This window comes from Ensifer sp. ENS06, from assembly GCF_014852205.1.
GTDB classification, from domain to species: domain Bacteria; phylum Pseudomonadota; class Alphaproteobacteria; order Rhizobiales; family Rhizobiaceae; genus Ensifer; species Ensifer adhaerens.
On the sequence record NZ_JACVBC010000009.1, the window covers coordinates 135,545 to 157,510 of the forward strand.

A 21,966-nucleotide genomic window follows, 5' to 3' on the forward strand; every position below is an offset into this window, starting at 1 on the left:
GCTTATGGGCTGCCCCTCATATGTCAACCAACGACGCACGGCGTCGCTCGGCCGCATTGTCACAATGGCAAGGTCGACCGGCCTCACGTCGGTCTTTTTTGCGCATCATGCCGCCGCGCCCGATCCACCATATATCTGCTATCGGAGATCGGCTAGCGGATGCCCAACGGCCGGGATTAAGGCGCCAAGCAGACCCTTATCGTTTCCATTTCGCGGTAGGCGGAAGGGTAGGCATGCCTATTTAGGCGCGACCTCGAGGCGCTGTTTTAGGAGCCAATTCCAAAGCTCCGGATCATTTAAGGCCGCCCACTCAACGCCCGAATGGTCAACGCCTTCCAAGACACTTAAACGGGCATTTCGCTTTAGACCGACAAGTCGTTCGTAAAGCACGACCGAATCCGACAAAGGAATGGTGTCGTCGCTGGTGCCGTGGAACACCCAAAAGGCTGCCTTTTCATTTGTCCTACTCAGGTAGTGACGATTCCCACCGCCAGCGATTGGAACGAAAGCCGCAAATTTATCGGGAAACTGTTCTGCCATGGCCCAAGTACCGAAACCGCCGCGGCTGAAGCCCACGACATAGACCCGCGTGCGATCGACACGATACTTCAACATGACCTCCTCAAGAGCTGCCTCCACTTTCTCGATCGGGTAAAGGAGTTCGTCACTTGGATTCTGAGGCGAAAATACCAGGAACGGGAATGTCTTGCCCTCCTCGATCAACTTCGGAATTCCGCTCGATCTAACTTTCTCGATATCAGTCCCACCCTGATCGCCCCCGTGAAGCCACACGACGAGTGGGTACGTTTTGTCGGAAGACGCATAGTCGTCTGGCGTGTACATCAGATAGTTGAGATCATTCTTTATGTTGCTACTCGATGTCACTGCCAACTGTTCGGCGTGGGTCACTCCCGCGCTGCACATTCCCCATACGGCCGCAAATACCAGCGCTATGTTGTATCGCGTCATTCGATCACCTCCTCCATGATGTTGAGCGTGTAGCCAAATCAACATGGAACCGAGGTAGCGAAACTCAAGCTTTGGCTGCCAAAATGTGTTCGATAAGAGGTTTGACCTCAATGCGATGAAGACGCCTTCCAACGCCCTTGCCCAGCGCGACGCATGGCAATCCGTTCGAATGGCACCATTGCTAAATTCCACCCGCACCATCGTCGAGCAGCTTGGCGATGTGGTCTTATCAGTTGAAAAACTTTAGCGCACTCATATTTACTTTTATAATTATATAATGCAAATTCCGCGCACGGCTCAGGAGGTGAGCCTTACCAGCAGGAGGAAATCGCTGTGCGCAATTTTTTTAAACTCGGGCTTCTCGCAGCCGTCGTCGGCAGCACATTGGGATTTGGAACGCTGCAGGCTTCTTCGCAGGATCTGGAGCTAACCATCATGGCGCCCGCCGGTGCTGGCGGCGGATGGGATTCGGCGTCCCGCTCGATGCAGGAAGCCATGATGGCCAGCGGCAACGCGAAGAGCGTGCAGGTCATCAACGTCCCCGGCGCAGGTGGCACAGTCGGTCTTGCCCAGTTCATCGGCTCCGCGAAGGGCAATCCCAGCCAACTTCTCGTCGCAGGCATCACGCTCGTCGGCGCCAGCATCTCCAACCAGTCCCCGGTCGATTTAACCCAGGTCCCTCCGATCGCTCGTCTGACCGGCGATCCGCTGGTGATCGTCGTTCCGAAGGATTCGCCGATTCAATCCATGGACGATCTGCTTGCGACAATTAAGAAGGACGTCGCGACGACGATCTGGGTTGGCGGATCGGCTGGCGGTGCCGATCATATCCTCGCAGCGCTCGTTACCAAGGCAGCGGGTGCCGATTCCAGCAAGATCAACTACGTCGCGTATTCCGGCGGCGGCGAGTCGCTTGCAGCCATGCTCGGTGGTCAGGCGACCGCGGGCGTGTCGGGTTACGGCGAATGGGAAGGCCAGATCAAATCCGGCGACCTCAGAGCACTGGCGATCTCCTATCCGGAGCCGATCGAAGGCATCGAAGCAAAGCCGTTGAAAGCGCAAGGTCTTGATATCGAATTGGTAAACTGGCGCGGTATCTTTGCCGGTCCTGGCGTAGAAGGCGCTGATCTCGATGCGCTTAAGTCTGCAGTCGAGAAGACGGTTAAGTCTGCCGAGTGGCAGGCAATCCTGAAGGCTCGCGGCTGGACCGACTACTATGCTCCTTCCGACGAGTTCAAGGCTTTCATCGGTTCGGAAACTGAACGCGTGAAGACCATCCTTACGTCCATCGGTCTCGCAAACTAACCTGACGAAGCACGCGGAAGTCGGCAAGCGCCGCTTCCGCGTGCGACGAGGACACCATGACCCAGAAAACTCTTCGCATACCCCACCGTCCAACGGCGGTGATCGCTGTCGTCCTATTTGCAATCGCCTTCATTACGTACTGGGATGCCAGTCACATGAAGGTGCGGGCAACCTATGGGATGAGCGCGAGCGCGGCATCGTATTTCGTGGCGATCCTATTCGTAGCCCTTGCCATCGGTCACCTTGTCAGCGCTTTCAAGCCATCGGACATCGAAGTCGAGAGCGCCGACTGGTTGGCCGTCGGCTGGATCGGTTTTGCTCTTGCCGGGTTGATCGGATCGATCTGGATGGGTGGTGGCTTTATCCTTGGGTCCACGCTTCTTTTCGCGCTGACCGCACGGGCGTTCGGTCGCAAGGCCATACTTGTCGATCTCTGTCTCGGGGCCGTTATCGGGGTTCTGGTTTTCCTTCTCTTCAATAAACTCCTGACGCTCGCGCTGCCGCAAGGCCCGCTTGAGCGCCTCTTCTGAGGTCGCCTTGATGGATACTTTTTCCTTTTTGATCGATGGGTTCGCGCTGGCCATTCAGCCTGCGAACCTGATCTACGCCGCCATCGGCGTCCTGATTGGAACGGCGGTCGGTGTTCTGCCAGGTATCGGTCCGGCACTGACGGTGGCACTTCTGCTTCCCGTGACCTTTAAGCTGGATCCTGGCGGTTCGATCATCATGTTCGCCGGGATTTACTACGGCGGAATGTACGGTGGCTCAACAACCGCGATCCTGCTTAATACGCCTGGAGAAAGCGCATCGGTCGTCACCGCGCTCGAGGGCAACAAGATGGCACGGGCAGGACGCGGGGGACCGGCGCTCGCGACCGCGGCTATCGGTTCGTTCGTTGCCGCGCTGATCGCAACAGCCGGGTTGGCCGTCCTCGCACCCTATCTCGTGAAGATCGCCGTCAAGTTCGGTCCGTGGGATTACTTCGGCCTGATGCTGATTGCGTTCGTCACGGTATCGGCAACATTCGGGTCATCGCCGCTGAGGGGCCTGACAAGTCTGGCCTTTGGGCTCTGGCTCGGACTGATGGGCATCGACCAGTTGACGGGACAGGCCCGCCTGACGTTCGGTGTTCCCGAACTGCTGGATGGCGTCGAGGTGACAACGCTTGCCGTTGGTCTGTTTGCGATCGGTGAAGCCTTCTTTGTCGCGTCTCGTCATCTCTACAAGCCCGAAAAGCCTATCCCGGTTAAGGGGTCGATCTGGATGACCAGAGAAGACTGGAAGCGCTCCTGGAAGCCATGGCTTCGCGGAACGGTGATGGGCTTCCCGATCGGCGCACTTCCCGCCGGCGGCGCTGAAATTCCCACTTTCCTGAGCTATACAATCGAGCGCAAGCTGAGCAGGAAGCCGGAAGAATTCGGTCACGGAGCGATCGAAGGCGTTGCTGGTCCCGAGGCTGCAAACAATGCCTCGGCCGCGGGCACGCTGGTTCCGTTGCTGACGCTTGGACTACCGACTTCGGCCACCGCAGCCGTCATGCTTGCGGGCTTCCAGCAATACAACATCCAGCCGGGTCCCTTGCTGTTCACACAGCACGCCGACCTCGTCTGGGGACTGGTCGCCAGCCTGTTTATCGCCAACGTCATGCTGCTCGTTCTCAACCTGCCTTTGGTCGGGATGTGGGTGAAGCTTCTCAAAATTCCCCTACCGTGGCTCTACGCAGGCATTCTCGTGTTTGCATCGATGGGCACGATTGCGGCGAACCCCTCGGTGACGGAACTTCTGCTGCTGACGGGTTTCGGTGTCGTCGGATTTGTGATGCGCCGCTACGACTATCCCATCGCTCCGGCGGTTGTCGGTCTTATCCTTGGCCCGCTTGCAGACAGTGCCTTGCGTCGCTCTCTGCAGATGAGCCTTGGCGATCCGATGATCCTGCTCCAGCACCCGAGCTCAGCCATCATGATCGGCATTGCCCTTGTTGCCTTGGTCGCTCCATTTATGTTCAGAGGTCTCTCGAAGTTCCGTCAGGACGAGGATTGATGGCGCAAATCTGTTTGACTGCGCCGGGCGGCGCACATCACTGTGGCAATTCGAACTGAAAGAACAGGACGCACGGAAAAGGTATGGCCAGGAACAGTCTCTCACCCCGGATCAGCACGGACATTATCGAGTTCGTGAAGTCCAACGCGATGCGAAAGGGAGATCATCTGCCTCTACAGATGCTGGCCGACAATTTTCGTGTGTCCCGTGCTCCGATCATGAGCGCTCTTCAAAAGCTGGAAGAGAGGGGCATCGTACGAGCCGAGCCGAACCGCGGCTATTTTCTCGCGGTGAACTGCGAGGCAATCGACGATCTTGAGCCCGAAAATGGTAAAGCTACCAAAGGTGACGATGCGATCTATCTCAGGATCGCGGACGATCGTCTGTCCGGGAGTTTTGCCGAGCGCTTCAGTGAGAATGAATTGATGCGGATCTACGGGGTGCCAAGAACCAGACTTTTGAAAATCCTTCACCGGATCGCCGACGAAGGATGGATCGAGCGCCTTCCCGGCAACGGTTGGTCGTTCAAGCAGACCCTTATGTCGAGGAAGAGCTACGAGGAAGGATATGTGTTCCGTGCCGTGATCGAGCAGCAGGCGATGCTGCTGCCGACGTTCCAATCGGATGCGGACGGTTTTCGCAGGGCGCGAGAGACACAGACGGAACTTGGAAATGGCGGATACGAACATTGGTCGCGGGCCGAGATCTTCAAAGCCAACAATGACTTTCACGAAATGCTAGTCGCGTGCTCCGGAAACGAATTCTTCCTCGACGCGATAAAGCGCATCAACAGATTGCGACGCCTTCTGGAGTACCAGATCACCATTGATCGCAGCCGCCTGCCGAAACAGACGGCAGAGCATCTGCACATCCTTGATCTTCTCGAGAGTGACCGACGATCAGAAGCGGCCGCCTTCCTTTACACCCACATCATGGGCGCCAGCAGGATCAAGACACCGCAAGTGTAAAAACAGGGAATTCCAGGCGCGAAACGATGCGGTCACAATTGAATTACATTTTATTATCATAAGATGGAATGTTCTGGATCGACCTCGCTCCCGTGAGCCTGAAGTTTTTCGCTCCGAACACAGAAATGCGATGAGAGACTTAGGATGAGCACGATATCAAAACTCACGGTCAACGACGTCGTATACGACATCATCGACCTGCCAGCAGAGGCTGGGCATCAGCTTCGGTCGCTTCCATACATCCATCGTATCCTGTTGGAGAATGTTCTGCGTACAGCAGGCAAAGATGATGCGCGGGCCAAGGCTGCGATCATCAACTGGCTCGCAAAGGGTTCGAGCGAGCTGGAGATCCCGTTTCTTCCCAATCGTGTCATGATGCACGATACCACTTGCGGTCCTGCACTCGTGGATATCGCGGGAATGCGTTCGGCTCTTGCGGAGGCGGGACATGATCCGGCGCTTCTCAATCCGGTTGTCCCGGTGGACGTCTCCACGGACCACTCCTTGGCTGTAGATGCCTTTGGTGGCTCTGCGTCGCTTGAACTCAACATGAAACGCGAGTTCGAGCGCAATGCCGAACGGTATCGCTTCATGAAGTGGGCGACGAATACGCTGACCGGGTTCCGCGTTCATCCGCCCGGTACCGGCATTATGCACACGCTCAATCTCGAGCGCCTCGCGACGGTCGTCTCGACGATCGAGAAAGACGGTTGTCGCTGGGCCGCGCCCGACACGTTGATCGGTACGGACAGTCATACGCCGATGATCAACGGCATTGGCGTCCTTGCATGGGGTGTCGGCGGCCTGGAAGCAGAAAGCGTCTTCTTTGGGATGCCTGTCTCGCTCCGGGTACCGGATGTGGTTGGGGTCCGGCTGACCGGTCATCTTGGCGATGGGGTGCTTGCGACGGATTTGGCGTTGACGGTGACGCATATCCTTCGAAAGATCGATCTTCAGGACAAATACGTAGAATTCTTCGGCCCCGGCGTGGCGGCACTGACGGCCGGCGATCGGTCTGTGGTCGCTAACATGACACCGGAGTTTGGCGGTAATTCCGGATACTTTCCAATCGACGACCGTACGCTTGATTATCTTCGGACGACTGGTCGAACTTCTGAGCAAGTGGAGCTGGTAGAAGCATATACCAAGCGCGTCGGGCTTTGGTTCAATCCGGACGACAATCCCCGCTACACATACGAAGTCGAGATCGACCTTTCGGCGATCGAACCCAGCCTTGCCGGACCCACGCGTCCTCAGGACAGGATATCCGTTGGAGAAACGGTTGCCGCGATTTCTTCGATGAAGCGCGGAGCGGTCGCAAGTGCCGACCCCTCAGAACCAAACGATGGGGCGGTTGCCATCGCGGCCATTACAAGCTGTACCAACACGTCCGATCCGCGACTCGTGATCGCGGCAGGCTTGCTGGCACGAAAGGCGCGGTCGTTTGGTCTTCATCCGGCGCCTTGGGTGAAGACATCGCTCGCGCCGGGATCGCCTACGGCGGAACGATACCTCCGGCGGTCCGGGTTGTTAGAGGATCTCGAAGCGGTCGGTTTCGGAATCGTCGGTTACGGTTGCACGACCTGTATCGGCAATTCCGGACCATTGACCGAACCGATCGCCGTCGCGATGAAGGATCGAGGAATCCTTCCGGTCGCCATTCTCTCGGGCAATCGGAATTTCCCTGGTCGCGTACACCCACAGCTTGAGGCAGGCTTCCTCGCGTCTCCTCCACTTGTCGTCGCATTTGCGCTGGCTGGAACCGTCGAGCTGAATATTTTGAGGGATCCGATCGGATACACGGCCGATGGGCGGGCCGTGACACTGTCGATGTTGTGGCCGACGAGCAAGGAGATTGACGAAGCAGTTGCGCTTGCCTCCGATGCGGTTGATTTCAAGCCAGCTTATGACGAAGCGGAGGCCAGCAAGGCTTGGCGCGAACTCGAGGCGCCGGCGACGACATTGTTTCCATGGGACGAGACGTCGACCTACATCCGCAGGCCGCCGTTCGCAGGCTTCGGAAAAGGCAGCTTACTCGGCACGTATGATGCGCATCCGCTGATCGTTGTCGGTGACGACATCACGACGGACCATATCTCGCCAGCCGGGGCGATCCGGGCTCAGAGTGAAACCGGCCGATATCTCATCGAGCGAGGGGAAGTCCCGACCGACCTTAATGTTCATGCTTCGCGGCGGGGCAACTGGGAAGCGATGGTTCGGGGCTTGTATACAAACCGGACTGTTCAAAATCTTTTGGGCAGCGAGATCCCACCAGGATCGACGATCCATGCGCCCTCAGGTGAAGTCCTCCCGCTCTGGTGCGCCGCAAATCGCTATGCCGAGAGCAGGCAGTCCGTCGTGATTGTCGCTGGCGAGCGTTATGGAATGGGTTCCTCGCGAGATTGGGCAGCCAAGGGAGCATCCCTCCTCGGCGCCCGCGCGGTCTTGGCTGTAAGCTTCGAAAGGATTCACCGTTCCAATCTTATCGGGATGGGCATTCTGCCAATGAGACTGCCGGAGGGTTTGGGACCAGATGATCTCGCTCTAAAGTCAGGTGACCTCATCGAAATAAATGCCAACGCAGGCCTGATCTCGCCGCGTTGTCCGATCGACATTGCCATTAAACGGTACAGGGGCGAGGCTACCACGTTCAAAGCGGTCGCGGCGATCGAGACGGCCGCTGAGGTCGATACGTTGAAGGCGGGTGGAATTCTGCCGCTGATGCTGAAGAACTTGGTCGAATCCCAACGCAGTACGATCTAGGGCGCTAGAATCGACATTTGCGTTGTGCGGGCAGGTGTGCGTTGTCGGTTCCGGATTTGATGAGCAGACCGACCGCTTTCATAGGCTCGCGGAGCAATCAGCTTTTTTGGCGGCGAGGTCGACGATATCCTTTCATGCGGCGATTTCACCGACATCTTAAGTGGCGGACTCTCAGAGAAAGCCGCGACTTCCTGAAACTTCCCGATCGGTAAGGATGACGTCGAAATTCCGAAAATCTTCCTGTACGGTAAGCCGGAACAGGAGACACTGGATGTTCAGGTCCGCACGCGATTTCGGCGTTGCCGTCAGGGAAAAACGCAAAGGCCTCGGCTGGACCCAGATCGAACTTGCCAGCCGCTCCGGCACGGGCGAACGTTTCATCGTTGAACTCGAATCGGGCAAACCGAGCTGCCAGCTCGAGAAGGCGCTGATCGTCGCGCGCACGGTCGGCATCGAGATCGGCGACCTGAAGACAGTCCAATCGTCATCAGTCGCGTCCGAAGATGATCTCGGCTTCCTGCCGACATTCGGTGAAGGTCGATGACAACCATCTTCTATGAAGCTTTCCCCGTCGCATGGATGACTTTCGAAAGCTAATGTCGGCTCGACTACGACTCATCCTGGGAAGCGCGCCGCTCGGCCTTCCCAATCTCGCTGACGATGCCGTTGCGTTCAGGAGTGGTCGATGCGGACAGACTGCTGCCGTGGCTCGCCAACCTGACACGGCCGGAGCCCTGTCGATCGGCGAACCGCGGAGGGCCGGTGTCAACTTAGAGCCCATCCCGGACGAGGACGCACTGGAGCGCATTCTCAATGAGCATAGCCGGCAAACGACGCTATCTGCTGGCGAAGCGCTATGACCGTTTTACGGATCCAGCGGGTGAGATCCGCAGGCTTCACCAGGAAGACCGTTGCCAGCTAACCTGTCATTTTCCGTCACAGAAATACGAGCGATCCTCGTCGGGCCGCGGCGCGACACTGAAGATGATGTTTGACGCCGTCAGCGATCTCGTTTCATCCGGCGAACGCCTGAAGCTTCTGGATGCGGTGATTTTCAACGTGCTGATCTGTAATGTCGACTCGCACGCCAATAACTACTCCATCCTGATCGCCAGTACGTACATGTCTTCTCGGCCACGAACCCGCCATGAATCGCGATCAGCGGGTCGGCGGTGGCAGGTGGAGCCGTCTCCGCGGCAGCGGTCTGTGCGGCGAACCCAGGCAGGGCGCCAGACAATAAGCTTGCCCGAATAAATACCGTTGGGTGGACACAACCCGTCAATCGAACGCTCCGTATCGTTCTGGAATAAAGGTCACGCTGCATCCGGCAGCGTGACAAAAGTATCGGGCAGAAAAGAAGCTGAGAAAAACCCAATCAGCCCAGCTTTCCATTTTTGCGAGCGACGGATGTATTCATGCTGACCAGAATGACCCGTTCAGTTCAGTAGCAAGGCGGGTATGGATAGTAGCCGCATTGCGGCGGATAGTAATATGGATTGGCTGCCGCAGCACCGACAGCGGCGCCAGTCACTACTCCCGCGGCAACCGCACCACCGCGATACCAGGCCCCGTTGTAGACGGGGGCGTGCCAATAGTTGCCTCCGACATGGGTGACGTTGACCTCGTTGACACGCGCGGAACTTGAGCGGAATCCACCTGCGCCCAGATCCCCACCGCGGAAGCCGCCGCCGGCAAAGTCCCCGCCGCGGAAACCGCCTCCTCCAAAACCACCTCCTCCAAAACCACCTCCGCCAAAACCACCGCTGAAATGGTCAATGAAAACCGCAGCCGGTCCGGTAGCGCCAGTCAAGCTTCCTTCCAGCACGTCAATGTCGAAGGTCAACGTATTGCCTTCCAGCTTTGGCGATTTCAGAGTAACCACGACGTCACTGACGTCCGATCCGTCGCCTCCAAGAACCGACACCGTCGCATTCGGAGGGTCGATGGCGAAGTTGTCCTTGCCTTCGTCCCACTGCATGATGAACTGTTCGGTGGTTACATGTCCGGCGGCCCGCACCGGTCGGTCGGCAAAGACGATCGAATTTGCCGAAACACCAGTCAGAACCAACTTTTCACCGTCGATCTTGGCGCCTTCCGAGTTGATGACTGCGAGAGACGGGACCGGACCAGTGGGCGCGACCGTTCCAATCGCCTTGCCCAGCGGCACATGCTGCCTCTTCGTGGAATCCTGGGCGAGTGCAGCATTTGCTGCCAGTGCCAGGCCTCCAATAACGGCTATCAAGCCGGCGACGTGATTGATCTTCATCGCGGAATTCCTTCGAGTTTGAGATAAGCGGTACGACCGCCTATCTGTATTGCCTCACCAACGTAGATGGAGTTTCGGCTGCACCGGAGTGTGCACGCGAGACGCGAGACGCAATCCTACTTCTCCGGTGGCAACGGCCGTGTTCGAAATGATGGAACACTCTCATGTCGCGTCTCCTTTTGCTGGCTGAGCAATGCCGCGGTTGCGGCAAGTGCCTTGGGGGTCGTTCCCGCTGCTTTCCTGTGAAAATGCGGGGAGCGATCCGCAACGCGTCCGGCTGGCATGCGGCCCCTTTTTGGCCGCATGCCATCGTACGCCCATTGAGGTGTCAGTCGTGTCCGGTCTTCATTTCCCGTACCTGCTGCAGGGCCCTCCCATTGACCAAAACGACTAGCCGGCCTGAGCAGTTCCTCTTGCTCAACTTCGCGTAAGCAGTGCGCTGCAGCGACAGTGTGAACGATAGGGGAGTGGCTAACACCGCAAAAGATGGCGGGGCAAGTGTTTGATTTGGTTCAAGGTGAGGGGCACGCCGCCATCCCGCGGGAATGCGCCGCCACTGTATTCTCACGTATCGAGCGGGATGCGGCGCATTTACGCTCATTGTTCCGCACCCCGCGTTGTTGATCCCGATTAGCGAACGTAGATCGTCAGCCCGCCGTCGGCTGCCTGTTCAGCGCCGCCAATATTGTCCATCTCGACGTTCTGCGCTTTCAGCTTTTCAGCCAAGGACTTGTTCTCTTTGACCGCTTCGAGCAACGCCGCGCGTTGTTCCGGCGTGGCATGCTCGACCCACATGCGCGTTTGGTTTTGCTCCGCGAGTGTGCTGATATCGACGACGTTGATCTTGTCGCCGCTGTAGCCGCGCACAGTTTGCTCGATCTCTTTGGGCCACTCCATTGCGGCACCTTGACCGTGCACGGTCCCAGTGAAGCTCAGAGCGGAGAGGCAGGCAATCACAGAAAAAGTCGCAATGCGGTTCATTGTCATGCTCCTTCCTAGGTTTTGCGCTTGTGACCTGCCGGCAAGCAAGCGCGGCTGCTCGAACAACTCGTCGGAAGCGAGATTACGCGAATTTGCACGGTGCGATATTGTCCTTAGGGGAAGCGATTTAGCCGGATGACCGCTACTCAGATGTTCTTCGAGGTTCCCTGACTGTGTAAACGGGCTGGAGCGGCAGCGTGAACTGGTCGCGGGCCGCTTTGAAGGTCGCAATCGACTATCGATGGGCCGGAGCCCCGTTGCCAGTCCGGATCTGGGATCGACATTGGGGGGAGGCCGCGTGGCAGCGCCCTCGGTCGCGACGACACCGCCTCTCTAAGTATGCGGGCACTCAAAACTTTGTCATGTTCGCGGCTGGCGGGTTAGGCGACTGTACGAGCGTCGCCTTGTATTCCTCAACAGCCTTTAGCAAAGGCCCGAGAACCCAATTGTACATCTCGCCGATATTGTGCTCCTCCTGAGGATCTGACTCGATGTTGAACACCTTCGGATAGCCGTTCATCGGCGCCGCGCTGGATCCTACCCCGCCCATCAATGTTGCCCCGCCAGGGCCACTGCGGCCGGACACCACGTCGACGAAATAGGCTCGGAATTGCTTCCAGCGTACGGCGACCAATTCGGAACCGACGAAGGTCAACAAATGCTCGCGACGGCCGCTTTCGTTTTGGCCCAACAGCAGGTCACTCTGGTCGATCCCGTCGATTGGTCGATCGCCCGGGACGTTTCCGCCCGCAAGGTGCGCCAAGGTGGGAAAGAAATCCATGATCGAGAACATGGCGTACGAAGATCGCGGTGTGATCCTTCGCGGCCAACGGATGACTGCAGCGGTGCGGATCGCACCCTCACTGACGTCGCCGAGCGCGCCGCGGTAAGGGCCGGTCGTGCCCATGTCCGGCATGTCGGTTCCAAACCGACTCGCTCCAGGGCCATCCGGTCCATTGTCGGAAGCGAAGATGACAATGGTGTCATCCTCCAATCCAAGCTCCTTCAACGCATCAAGCATTGCTCCAACGATGGCATCGCCCTCCATCAGAGAATCGCCGAACTGACCGATGCGGGACGCGCCTTCGAAACGTTTCGAGGGCAGATTCGGAAAATGTGTGCGGGAGATCGGCAAATACAGGAAGAACGGCTTTCCGGCAGCTTTTTGACGCCGGATGAAGTCGACGCCGTGATCCACCAGCTCCCAGTCGATCCCGCGACGCACCTCCTCGGTGTAGGGTTTCACCAGCCTTAACGGCTCTCCTAGTTTGGCCTCGACAATATGCGGTCCCTCGTCGAGCGCAATGTCAGCGGACTTGGTCTGACGGCCCTGCCGGATCATGCCGAAGGCATCCCACGTGTCACCGGGTGGTATTCCATAGAACTCTTCGAAACCCTGGTTCTGTGGCTGGCTGTATACCTGGGCACCCAGGTGCCACTTGCCGAAAATCGCGGTGGCGTAGCCAGCCTCGCTCAGCATCTCCGCCATGGTGATTTCTTGTTCTGGCAGCGAAAACGGCGTACCTGGGACCGCAACCAGTGAGAGCCCGGAGCGGATGGAGTAGCGTCCTGTCATCAACGCGGCGCGAGATGGCGTGCACGATGGCTCCACCAGAAACTGCGTCAGCCGCAGTCCCTCGGTGGCGAGACGATCGATGCGCGGCGTTGGCGATCCACGCAGCTCCCCACCGCCGTAAACGCCGATGTCGCCGTAGCCGACGTTATCCGCAAGAATAAACAGGATGTTTGGCTTTGTTTGTTGAGCTACTGCCGTTTCGGCCGGCAACCACTGAGCAATGAGGCTCGATGCGATCATCAGGACATCGTGCGTCCGCCGCCACAACTGCCACTTCATCTCGGACCTCCACTTGCCTGACTGTGGGAAGCCGTCAACGCCCTGTTGACGGCGCTGATCAAGAACTCGGCTGGGAAGGGTTTGTGCAGATACGCCACGCAGCCCGCCTTAATCACCTCCCGTTCGAGCGCCTCGTCCTCTACGGCAGTTATGAAGATTACCGACAGATCGACACCGGAGGCCTTCAGGCGGTGCGACAGCTCGACGCCGGACATCCCGCCCAGATGGATATCGAGCACCAGACAGCCGATCCGACTTGCATCGACGCGGCTGAGAAAGGTGTCGGCCGACGCATATCCTTCGGTCGCAAAACCATTTGCGTTCAACAGACGTTCAACGCTCCTGCGCATGCTCGGATCGTCTTCGACGACAGCCACTGTGCGCGGTGGGCTTTCCAATTGACACCTTTCTGGAGCCAATACGAAAAGCATGACTAGCCCCGATCATGCTCGATGGTAGGGCGACATACGATGACTGACTATTGTCCTTTGGTGAAGCGGGGCGTTCTTGGCTAGCCTGAGAGCGTATCGGCCGCTTGATCGACAAGTCCCAGCCTCTCTGCAATCGACACGGTTTCGGCTAACGAACGCGCTCCAAGCTTTTCCATGACGTTGTGGCGATGGGCCTTGATCGTCCGTTCCGAGGTGCCGAGGGCATAGGCGATCTGCTTGTTAAGCTTGCCGCGGACGATCAAGCTAAAGACCTCAAACTCCCGCGGGGTCAGCGTCGCTAAACGTGCCCGGAGCCCATGGATGCGATCCTTCTCGAGACGCCGTGTATCGCAGCGGTGTAACGCCCGCTCGACGGCTTCCAGCAGTGCCTCTTTAGAGGTCGGTTTTTCCAGGAAATCTTCAGCGCCGGCCTTCATGGCTTGCACACTGGTCTTGATGTCGCCTTGCCCTGTCAGAAACACGATCGGGAGCAGCGGCGCACTTTCGATCAGCCTTTCCTGCAGATCCAAGCCACTCAGCCCAGGCAGTCCAAGGTCGAGGAGAATGCAGCCGGGCTCGTTACCATCCAGCTGAGCGAGAAACTCATTGCCAGTTTCATAAAGGGCAACGCGGAAGCCCGACGCCGAAAGCAGTCGACCGACGGCAGTGCGGAAGGATTGGTCGTCATCGACGATATGGACGACGGGTTCCAATGGCTTCACCCATTTCGTGCCAGAGGCCACACAACACGGAAAACTGCTCCGCCTTCAGGGCGGTTGGCCGCCCAGATGGTGCCGCCATAGGTTTCGACTATCGCCCTCGCGATAGAAAGGCCAAGCCCTGTGCCGGAGGGTTTCGTGGTATAGAATGGCTCGAAAATACTGGCCAGTTGCTCGTCGGGGATACCGCTACCCGTATCCGATATCGAGAGTTCAACCCTGGATTCCTCTGTCAGCGTCGTTTCAAGCATGAGCCTCCTTTCAGACGCGACTACGTCTCGCATGGCGTCCATCGCATTCGTGGCGAGGTTGAGAATGACTTGCTGGACATGAACCCTGTCGGCGCGCATTGGCAGTTGGCGTGGGGCATGGTTCGAACTGACAACCACGCCCCTGCGCGCGGCTTCGCCGTGCAGAATCCGGATCGCGCTCGTCGTCACGTCGTTAAGATCGAACTCCTGCCAGTCGATCTCGCCGCGTTTCTTAAGCAAGCCCCTCATTCCGGAAATGACGTCATGCGCGCGCTGGTCGTCGTCCTGGATGTCGGCAAGGATTTGGTCGATCAGCTCCAGATTGGGCCGTTCAGACCGAAGGATCGTCGCTGCCGCTTCGGCGTTGCTGCGAATGGCACCGAGCGGCTGGTTGAGTTCGTGTGCAATTGACGCCGAAAGGGCGCCGGCAGTTGCGGATTGATTGAGATGAACCACTTCGAGAAGTCGATGGCGCGCTTCGGTCTCCGCTGCGCGTCGCCGGCGACGTTCGATAAGAAGTCCCGCAATGACGCTGCCTTGGGCTGCTATGACCGCAAGTGCCGCGATCGTGGCGAGCCAGTACTGCTCCCAGAAGCTCAGTTCCTTGAACATCTGGTTTGCGCCCGAAGGAAGGTTCTTCTCCGACAACCCCCAGCGTTGGAGTTGTCTCGCATCGGCGACATAGCTTTGGGGGGATTCGAGATCAGTGATCGGCTTGCCAGCAATGGCATCGAGCGTGAGATCGGCCACTGTCTTACCGAGGGACTCGAAGGTGACTACGCTCCCTCCGACTATGCCGTAGTCAATGTATGTGAGATAGGGACCATAGATCGGCGCACTGGCAGTCGTCGCGATTTGTCTGACCGCTTCACGCGGAATGAAATTGCGGCCGTCGCGATCCTTGAAGATCGTCAGCGCCAGAACGATGCTGTCGCGGGGAAGCTCGGCGGCCCGCCTGGTGAACTCGTCAATCGTCAAGTCCTCCAGATAGGTCGTTTCGTAATTCCGGGAAAAAGCCGCAAGGTCGGCCCGCGCGGTCGCGAGCCACGAACGGTCGAATTCTGAAGACCCGCCGATAATAAAGAGATGGCGCGCCTCCGGCTGCAGGCGACGGGCCATCTCCGCGGTCTTGGCGATATGAAACTCGCTGAAGGCTCCGACCACATCGCTCGGCAGGTCCATTTCGTCGGCAGAGGATCTGCTGATGCCGGCGACGATAATCTTTGCACCGTCGGCAAGGTCTTCACGGTTCGCCGCGATAAATCGCGCTGATTCTTCGCCGAGCGCAACCACCACGTCGGGGCGGTGATCCGCATACTTCGCCGCTAGATACCTTGCCATTCGCCCGACATGCTCCGTCTCTGGAAATCTGGAGAGATCGAGAAATTCGGAAAAGAGATCGATCTTTCCCTTGGTGGCGCCGATGAGACGCGTCCTCACGGCCTCTCCAGCTGCGGTCGTCGCGGCTATACGCTCGTCGTAAGGGTAGAGAATTAGAACCCGTGGAACCCGACCCGCAATCTCATTGGACGCGGATGATCCTGCGACAATCATTCCCAGAAAAACGCAGCAGAAAGCCCCGCGCCAAGCTAGCCGGCGCGATCGCGTCGTCCAATTGCGCACCAGGCCCATTGCCTTGCCCCGAAAAGCTCGTCGACAAATAGCAAAGCCGTGCCGCCCTCACAACCGACCCAAAAGGATGAAGCAGTTCATCAGGGATTACGGTTGCCCCAAGGTACAATATCGCTTCGGTTCGCTGTTCGGTAGGGTGCTCGCGATGAGTAGCGTTCGTCACCCGCGACGTCCGAATTTCGATACTGCTTCAGTTCTTTCGATTGATTTCAGAGTGAATTCGCGACCGGCGGCGCTCGCTGATTTTGCCGCAAGGGCCGGCAAGCACCCCCTTGAGCAGAGCGGTTCGGACAGGATCGACGGGGAACCTTCTTGAGGGATCCGCCCTTGCGTCGCCTTTCAGCAGCAAGGGATGCGCTTGAGGCGCGTTTTCAATGGGGCGCAGACTGCCGGCCCGTTTCGGGCAGCCAGGGAGGAATCCAGACCATGAGCAGGACAAAAACCACATGGTATAGTCTGCTGGCTTCCGCTGTCGTTGCCACAACAGCAACTTTACCGGCAGCCGCGCAAGATCAACGAAAGCCGAACATCGTCGTCATCATGGGCGATGATGTTGGCTGGTTCAACATTGGCGCCTATCACCGGGGAATCATGTCCGGCAAGACGCCAAACCTCGACAAGCTTGCGTCCGAGGGCATGTTATTTACCGACTACTACGCGGAGGCGAGCTGCACGGCGGGCCGAGCAAGCTTCATTACCGGCGAAATCCCGTTGCGCACTGGCTTGACGACGGTCGGGCAAGCGGGCGCAGACGTCGGTATGCCAGACAAGGCTGCAACCATTGCCAGTGCCCTTAAAGCCGAGGGCTACGCCACCGGGCAATTCGGTAAGAATCATCTCGGCGATTTGAACAAGTTCCTGCCCACGCTGCACGGCTTCGATGAATTTTTCGGGTACCTCTATCATCTCGACGCGATGTCGGATCCATATTGGTATTCCTTCCCGAATGAACAGTCGTACCGCGACAAAGTCGGCCCGCGCAGTTTGGTGCGCAGCTTTGCGACCGACACCGACGACACAACTGAGCAACCGCGTTGGGGTAAGATCGGCAAGCAGCGGATCGTCGACGAGGGACCTCTGGCACCATACGCCGATATGACCAACGTCCCCAACATGCATGACATCACACCCAAGGCTAAGTACGACATGGGGACGTTCGACGAAGTCCTGGTCAAAGCCTCGTGTGACTTCATGGACAAGGCCAAGACGGATGGCAAACCGTTCTTTGTCTGGCACAACACGACACGCATGCACGTCTGGACGTTTCTGTCGCCAAAGTATCAGGGGCTGATGAATAGCGACAGCAATTATGGCCTCGAAGAGGCCGGCATGGCGCAACTGGATGACAGCGTCGGGGCCATCATGAAGTGCGTAGAGGATGCGGGCGAAACCGACAACACCATTCTTGTCTTCACAACTGACAATGGTGCCGAAGTGTTCACCTGGCCAGATGGTGGCATGACCCCGTTCAAGGGCACCAAGGGCACGGTGATGGAAGGTGGTTTTCGAGCACCGGCAATCATCCGCTGGCCGGGCAAGGTCAAGCCAGGAACCGTGGAAAACGGCATCTTCTCCGCTCTCGATTGGTTCCCCACACTCCTGGCGGCAGCCGGCAACGCGAACATCACCGACGAACTTTTGAAAGGGAAGGAACTGAGTGGCCGGACCTACAAGAACCACCTCGACGGCTACAACCAGTTGGACCTGCTGCAGGGCAACGGACCGTCGGCGCGGCACGAGTTTTTCTACTTCGGCGGCCCCTCTCTGGGGGCGGTTCGCATCGACAACTTCAAGTTCCAGTTCTTCCAGCAGCCGCGCGGCTGGCCGGGCGAAAAGGTAACAACTGACATGCCCACCATGGTGAATATCCGCCAAGACCCGTTTGAGCGGACGCCATCGATTGGACAGCAAAGCCTCAATGACCAAGGCGGGGGGTATATGAACGACTTCTTCGCTCGTGAGTTCTGGCGCTTTGTCAGCGTTCAGCAGGAGGTCGCGAAACTGGCGCTGACGGCAATCGACTATCCGCCGATGCAAGACCCGGCGTCATTCAACCTTGATGCCGTCAAGAAGCAGATCGAGACCGCAATTAGGAACAAGCCAGGGAACTAGATGTCAGTGCTCGACGCCGCGCGGGCGGTTTGCCACGTTGCAGCCTCCCAAGGAGAATCTGGACTTATAATAATGGAGGAGTCGCTATGATTGTCGCACGCAACATCCTCAGACTAGCCAGTGGTGTCTTGTTGGGGCTGGCAACGTTGTTTGGTGTTGCCTCCGCGCGTGCCCAGACCGACCCCCTGCCGTCGTGGAACGACACTGCCCCAAAGGCGGCCATTGTCTCATTCGTTAAGAAGGCAACGACGGAAAACTCGCCCGACTTCGTTCCGGAACCGGAGCGCATCGCCGTATTCGACAATGACGGTACTTTGTGGGTCGAGCACCCGATGTACGTTCAGCTCGCCTTCGCCCTTGACCGGGTGAAGGCGCAGGCTCCGTCCCATCCGGAATGGAAGGACACGCAGCCTTTCAAGGCGGTTCTTGAAAACGACATCAAGACACTCGCTGCATCCGGCGAAAAAGGCCTCATCGAACTGATATTGGCGACCCATGGCGGAATGACCAGCGATGAGTTCGAGAAAGTCGCTTCCGACTGGATAGCCAGCGCGCGCGACCCGAAGTACAAGAAGCCCTACACTGAGCTGGTCTACCAGCCGATGCTCGAATTGCTCGGCTATCTGCGGGCCAACGGCTTCAAGACTTTCGTCGTCTCTGGCGGTGGGATTGAGTTTGTGCGGCCTTGGGCCGAAAAGGTCTACGGCGTTCCACCTGAACAGATCGTCGGCTCGTCGATCAAGACGCAGTTCGAAATGCGTGATGGAATGCCGACGCTCTTCCGCCTGCCACAGGTCAATTTCATCGATGACAAGGCAGGCAAACCTGCTGGGATAAATGCGCATATCGGCCGCCGGCCGATCGCCGCCTTTGGCAACTCCGATGGCGACCTGGAAATGCTGCAATGGACGACGATGACCGGTGGCTCCGTGCGGCTCGGGATGATCATTCACCACACCGACGCAGAGCGCGAATACGCATACGATCGACAATCCGAATTCGGCCACCTCGACGAGGCACTTGAAGCGGCTGCGATAAACAAATGGACCGTGGTCGACATGAAGGCGGATTGGAAGGAGATCTTTCCGCAGAAGTAGGAGCGCTGGCTCAGCGACTTATACCGGGGGCTTTGGTGAAGCTAGGCTCGAACGAACCGAAACAGTTTCGGCCAAGACTCTGGCCGAAACCTCTCGTCGTGCGTTCTGACCCGCGTGCGCGGTCTCCCAGGATGGCGGGTGCGCCTTAAACCCTGTGCAGCAGGACGAGGATTGCGTGGCCGCGGCCCTGCTGTTCTTACGCTTCCTCGGACGCGTATGCGGAGATTCGCACTGGTCTACCTGCCGATCGCCGGCCTTTATCTCTCGGGCGGCGTTTCGCGCGCCCTTCAACCGCTTTTGATGGACGATCCGACGTTCCTGTCCGCGTTTCGCGCCAAGGGTCGCATGGCCGACTTCATAGAAACCTTTCCAATTCATCTGCATTCCGATGACGGGACGACGCTTTACGGCTGTGCAGATTGGCTGAGGCTGACGTCGGGCCCGAACGTCAACGATTGACACCAGCGGCGACGGCAAACACAAACCCATAGGTTCGATCTCCGCCGGCCTTGGCATCGGCTTTGCGCGGGAATGGTGATCCGGTTGATGAGGGTGGCCGGCCCAATGAATTGGGCCTGAGGCGCATCGGGGCCTGTCTGTACTAGTACGGAAATGGCAATGCATAGCGCTCGCGAATGGTTTGTTCCTCGTAACGGTTACGATAAACACCGCGGTCCTGGAGGATCGGGACGACCTTTTTCACGAATTCTTCGATGTCATCAGGTGCCCGGGGCGGCTGAAGCGTGTAGCCGTCGACGGTGCCGTCTGCCCAGAGGTCGATGAGCGCATCGGCGACCTGTTCCGGCGTCCCGAGCAGGAGGCGGTGGTGCCCTTCCGAGCGGCGCACAGCCTGCCTGGCCGTCAACTTCTCATGTGTCAGCAGATCGGAGAGACCAAGGCCCATTCCGACCGCCTGAAGACGGTTGGGATCCGGAACGAAACGCTCGGCATCCAGAATGGCATCCGGATCGAAACCGTTGGGATCAATACCGTTCTCCCTGACGAAGCGTGCGAGCAGGCCGTCCTCCGAGCCCGCGCCGCTGAAGAGTTCGTGTTTTCGCAACGCCTCCTCTTTCGTCTCGCCAAGGATCACCACCACCCCGGGCACGATCTTAATGCCCTTCGGGTCGCGACCGATGGCTGCAGCGCGATCCCTTACCTTCTTGCCGAAGGCCTGGCCAGCAGGGCGGGAGAGGATGTTGCAATAAATGATCTCGCCATGGCGGGCGGCGAGCTCGATACCACCTTCGGACGCGCCTGCCTGCGCGATTACCGGATGGCCTTGCGGGCCACGCGGCACGTTCAGCGGTCCCTTCACTGCGAAATGATCGCCTTCGTGGTCGATCGCATGCGCACTCGCCGCATCCCAAAACCGTTCGTCGGGCACATGGCCGTCGCGGGCGGGATCCCAGCTTGCCCAGAGTTTCTTGGCAACATCGAGAAATTCGGAAGCTTTGGCGTAGCGCTCGGCTCGTGGGGGCAGCGGCGCCGAGCCGAAGTTGGCAGCCACATTCGGATTGAATGACGAGACGATGTTGATGATCAGCCGGCCACCGGCCACGATATCCGTCGACTGGGTGCGGCGGGCGAGATTATAGGGCGAATTGTATGTGGACGACATGGTTGCGACGAAGCCGATGTCGGGCACCTGTGCCGCAAGCGCCGTACAGAGGATGAGCGGGTCGATGGTATGGAATGGTCGGCTGTTCGGGTCGGTCATCAAGGCCGGATGATCGGAAAAGAACACGGCGTCGAACAGACCTTTGTGGGCGAGTTCCGTCAGGCGTCTGTAGTATTGAGGGTCATAGATGTCGTGGCGGCTCCCGCTGCGATATTTCCAGGCGGCCGGCAGATAGCCTGTCGTGTTGATGCCGACATTGAGATTGAGCGTGCGGGGCATGCGAATTGAGGTCCTTCAATAGGCCGCGGTGAAGCGGCGGCGGATGAACTGTCCCTTGTCGAGTTCATCGAGAATGGCGACGGCGAAATCGGCTTCGGAAATCCGGCTTTCGCCCGTATCGTCTCGCAGAAGCGCATCCTCGCCGAGCCTGAAACGGCCGGTTCTTTCGCCGGCCTTGATCGAAAGAGGCGGGGATACATAGGTCCAGTCGAGATCGTGCTCGCCGCGTTTCAGACTGCGCAGGATCTCTCGGTTGCGCAGCGTGTGAGCCTTGTGGTCCGCCGGGTAGAAATCACTGTCGACCACGTCGACGCCGGGGCTTGCCTGGAGGCTTCCGACGCCGCCGACGATGATGATGCGGCGGACGCCGGCGCGCTTGACGCCTTCAAACAGGGAAGCATGTGCATTCTCGATGAGAACCGCGGCATCTTCCGCCGAATGGCGGCGCAGACCGGGACTATAGGCACTGATGACCGCATCGTGGCCGGCGGAGATCTTTGCCACTTCCTCCGGATCGGCAATGTCCGCCTTCAGTGCCGTGAGACGCTCGGCAGGTTCCAGGTTTGAAGAGCGCGTCACGGCTGTCACGCGGTGATTTCGCGAAAGAGCTTCCTTGCGGATGTTGCTGCCGATGTTTCCTGAGGCGCCGAAGACGACAATGGACATGATCGATTTTC

Annotated in this window: 19 protein-coding genes and 1 pseudogene; 11 read left to right on the forward strand and 9 right to left on the reverse strand. The window is 58.4% G+C overall.

Translation table 11 applies throughout. The features are described 5' to 3' along the window. Positions 1–237: 237 nt before the first annotated feature. Positions 238–924: a prolyl oligopeptidase family serine peptidase gene (locus tag IB279_RS26200; protein WP_234852815.1), complete on the reverse strand. Its 687-nt coding sequence runs from the start codon at positions 922–924 to the stop codon at positions 238–240. Positions 925–1,302: 378 nt separating this feature from the next. Here IB279_RS26200 and IB279_RS26205 point away from each other — a divergent pair, with 378 nt between their 5' ends. The 8 genes and pseudogenes from IB279_RS26205 (at position 1,303) to IB279_RS37345 (ending at position 9,299) form a co-directional block, all read left to right on the forward strand. Further along, positions 1,303–2,274, forward strand: coding sequence for a tripartite tricarboxylate transporter substrate binding protein (locus IB279_RS26205; protein ID WP_192339971.1), 972 nt, complete (start codon positions 1,303–1,305; stop codon positions 2,272–2,274). Positions 2,275–2,330: 56 nt separating this feature from the next. Then, positions 2,331–2,804, forward strand: coding sequence for a tripartite tricarboxylate transporter TctB family protein (locus IB279_RS26210; RefSeq protein ID WP_192339973.1), 474 nt, complete (start codon positions 2,331–2,333; stop codon positions 2,802–2,804). Between the two features lie 10 nt (positions 2,805–2,814). Continuing rightward, a complete protein-coding gene (locus IB279_RS26215) occupies positions 2,815–4,314 on the forward strand; it encodes a tripartite tricarboxylate transporter permease (RefSeq protein ID WP_113188422.1) in 1,500 nt (499 codons plus the stop codon). An 83-nt stretch (positions 4,315–4,397) separates the two neighbouring features. Beyond that, a complete protein-coding gene (locus IB279_RS26220; protein ID WP_192339975.1) occupies positions 4,398–5,282 on the forward strand; it encodes a GntR family transcriptional regulator in 885 nt (294 codons plus the stop codon). A gap of 144 nt (positions 5,283–5,426) precedes the next feature. Next, positions 5,427–8,045, forward strand: a complete 2,619-nt coding sequence (acnA, locus tag IB279_RS26225; RefSeq protein WP_113506525.1) for an aconitate hydratase AcnA — start codon at positions 5,427–5,429, stop codon at positions 8,043–8,045. Positions 8,046–8,316: 271 nt separating this feature from the next. Continuing rightward, the gene (locus IB279_RS26230) at positions 8,317–8,589 is read left to right on the forward strand and encodes a helix-turn-helix domain-containing protein (protein ID WP_113188425.1); all 273 of its coding nucleotides are present in this window, start codon (positions 8,317–8,319) and stop codon (positions 8,587–8,589) included. Between the two features lie 68 nt (positions 8,590–8,657). Continuing rightward, a pseudogene (locus IB279_RS37340) lies at positions 8,658–8,819 on the forward strand (HipA N-terminal domain-containing protein); the annotation flags it as partial. Between the two features lie 39 nt (positions 8,820–8,858). Further along, positions 8,859–9,299, forward strand: coding sequence for a HipA domain-containing protein (locus IB279_RS37345; RefSeq protein ID WP_246802120.1), 441 nt, complete (start codon positions 8,859–8,861; stop codon positions 9,297–9,299). A 187-nt stretch (positions 9,300–9,486) separates the two neighbouring features. Here the strand turns inward: IB279_RS37345 and IB279_RS26240 are convergent, their stop codons facing one another. The 6 genes from IB279_RS26240 to IB279_RS26265 all read right to left on the reverse strand — a co-directional run bounded on the left by IB279_RS26240 (position 9,487) and on the right by IB279_RS26265 (position 16,102). After that, positions 9,487–10,311, reverse strand: coding sequence for a hypothetical protein (locus IB279_RS26240; RefSeq protein WP_113188428.1), 825 nt, complete (start codon positions 10,309–10,311; stop codon positions 9,487–9,489). A gap of 630 nt (positions 10,312–10,941) precedes the next feature. Then, complete coding sequence (locus IB279_RS26245) at positions 10,942–11,292, reverse strand: hypothetical protein (protein ID WP_113188467.1); 351 nt, start codon at positions 11,290–11,292, stop codon at positions 10,942–10,944. A 349-nt stretch (positions 11,293–11,641) separates the two neighbouring features. After that, the gene (locus IB279_RS26250) at positions 11,642–13,147 is read right to left on the reverse strand and encodes an arylsulfatase (RefSeq protein WP_246802121.1); all 1,506 of its coding nucleotides are present in this window, start codon (positions 13,145–13,147) and stop codon (positions 11,642–11,644) included. Next, entirely contained in the window at positions 13,144–13,578 is a 435-nt protein-coding gene (locus IB279_RS26255) for a response regulator transcription factor (protein WP_113188429.1), read from the reverse strand. Before IB279_RS26255 ends, IB279_RS26250 begins: the two co-directional genes overlap by 4 nt. A gap of 80 nt (positions 13,579–13,658) precedes the next feature. Next, on the reverse strand, positions 13,659–14,300 hold the full coding sequence (locus tag IB279_RS26260) for a response regulator transcription factor (RefSeq protein ID WP_113188430.1): 642 nt from the start codon (positions 14,298–14,300) through the stop codon (positions 13,659–13,661). Then, positions 14,297–16,102 carry a sensor histidine kinase gene (locus tag IB279_RS26265; protein ID WP_246802141.1) on the reverse strand — a complete coding sequence of 602 codons (1,806 nt, stop codon included), beginning with the start codon at positions 16,100–16,102 and terminating at the stop codon, positions 14,297–14,299. The genes IB279_RS26260 and IB279_RS26265 overlap by 4 nt, the downstream gene beginning before the upstream one ends. A gap of 504 nt (positions 16,103–16,606) precedes the next feature. On the opposite strand from IB279_RS26265, the gene IB279_RS26270 reads away from it, so the two are divergent. From IB279_RS26270 to IB279_RS26280, 3 genes are all read left to right on the forward strand, one after another. After that, positions 16,607–18,292, forward strand: coding sequence for an arylsulfatase (locus tag IB279_RS26270; RefSeq protein WP_113188431.1), 1,686 nt, complete (start codon positions 16,607–16,609; stop codon positions 18,290–18,292). Positions 18,293–18,378: 86 nt separating this feature from the next. Beyond that, complete coding sequence (locus tag IB279_RS26275) at positions 18,379–19,389, forward strand: HAD family phosphatase (protein WP_113188432.1); 1,011 nt, start codon at positions 18,379–18,381, stop codon at positions 19,387–19,389. 216 nt (positions 19,390–19,605) lie between these two features. After that, entirely contained in the window at positions 19,606–19,848 is a 243-nt protein-coding gene (locus IB279_RS26280; RefSeq protein ID WP_192339977.1) for a glucokinase, read from the forward strand. Between the two features lie 142 nt (positions 19,849–19,990). Here the strand turns inward: IB279_RS26280 and IB279_RS26285 are convergent, their stop codons facing one another. Together IB279_RS26285 and IB279_RS26290 are read right to left on the reverse strand one after the other, a co-directional pair. After that, the gene (locus IB279_RS26285; protein ID WP_113188434.1) at positions 19,991–21,289 is read right to left on the reverse strand and encodes an NtaA/DmoA family FMN-dependent monooxygenase; all 1,299 of its coding nucleotides are present in this window, start codon (positions 21,287–21,289) and stop codon (positions 19,991–19,993) included. Positions 21,290–21,304: 15 nt separating this feature from the next. After that, positions 21,305–21,955 carry an NAD(P)-dependent oxidoreductase gene (locus IB279_RS26290; RefSeq protein WP_034791565.1) on the reverse strand — a complete coding sequence of 217 codons (651 nt, stop codon included), beginning with the start codon at positions 21,953–21,955 and terminating at the stop codon, positions 21,305–21,307. Positions 21,956–21,966 lie beyond the last annotated feature (11 nt).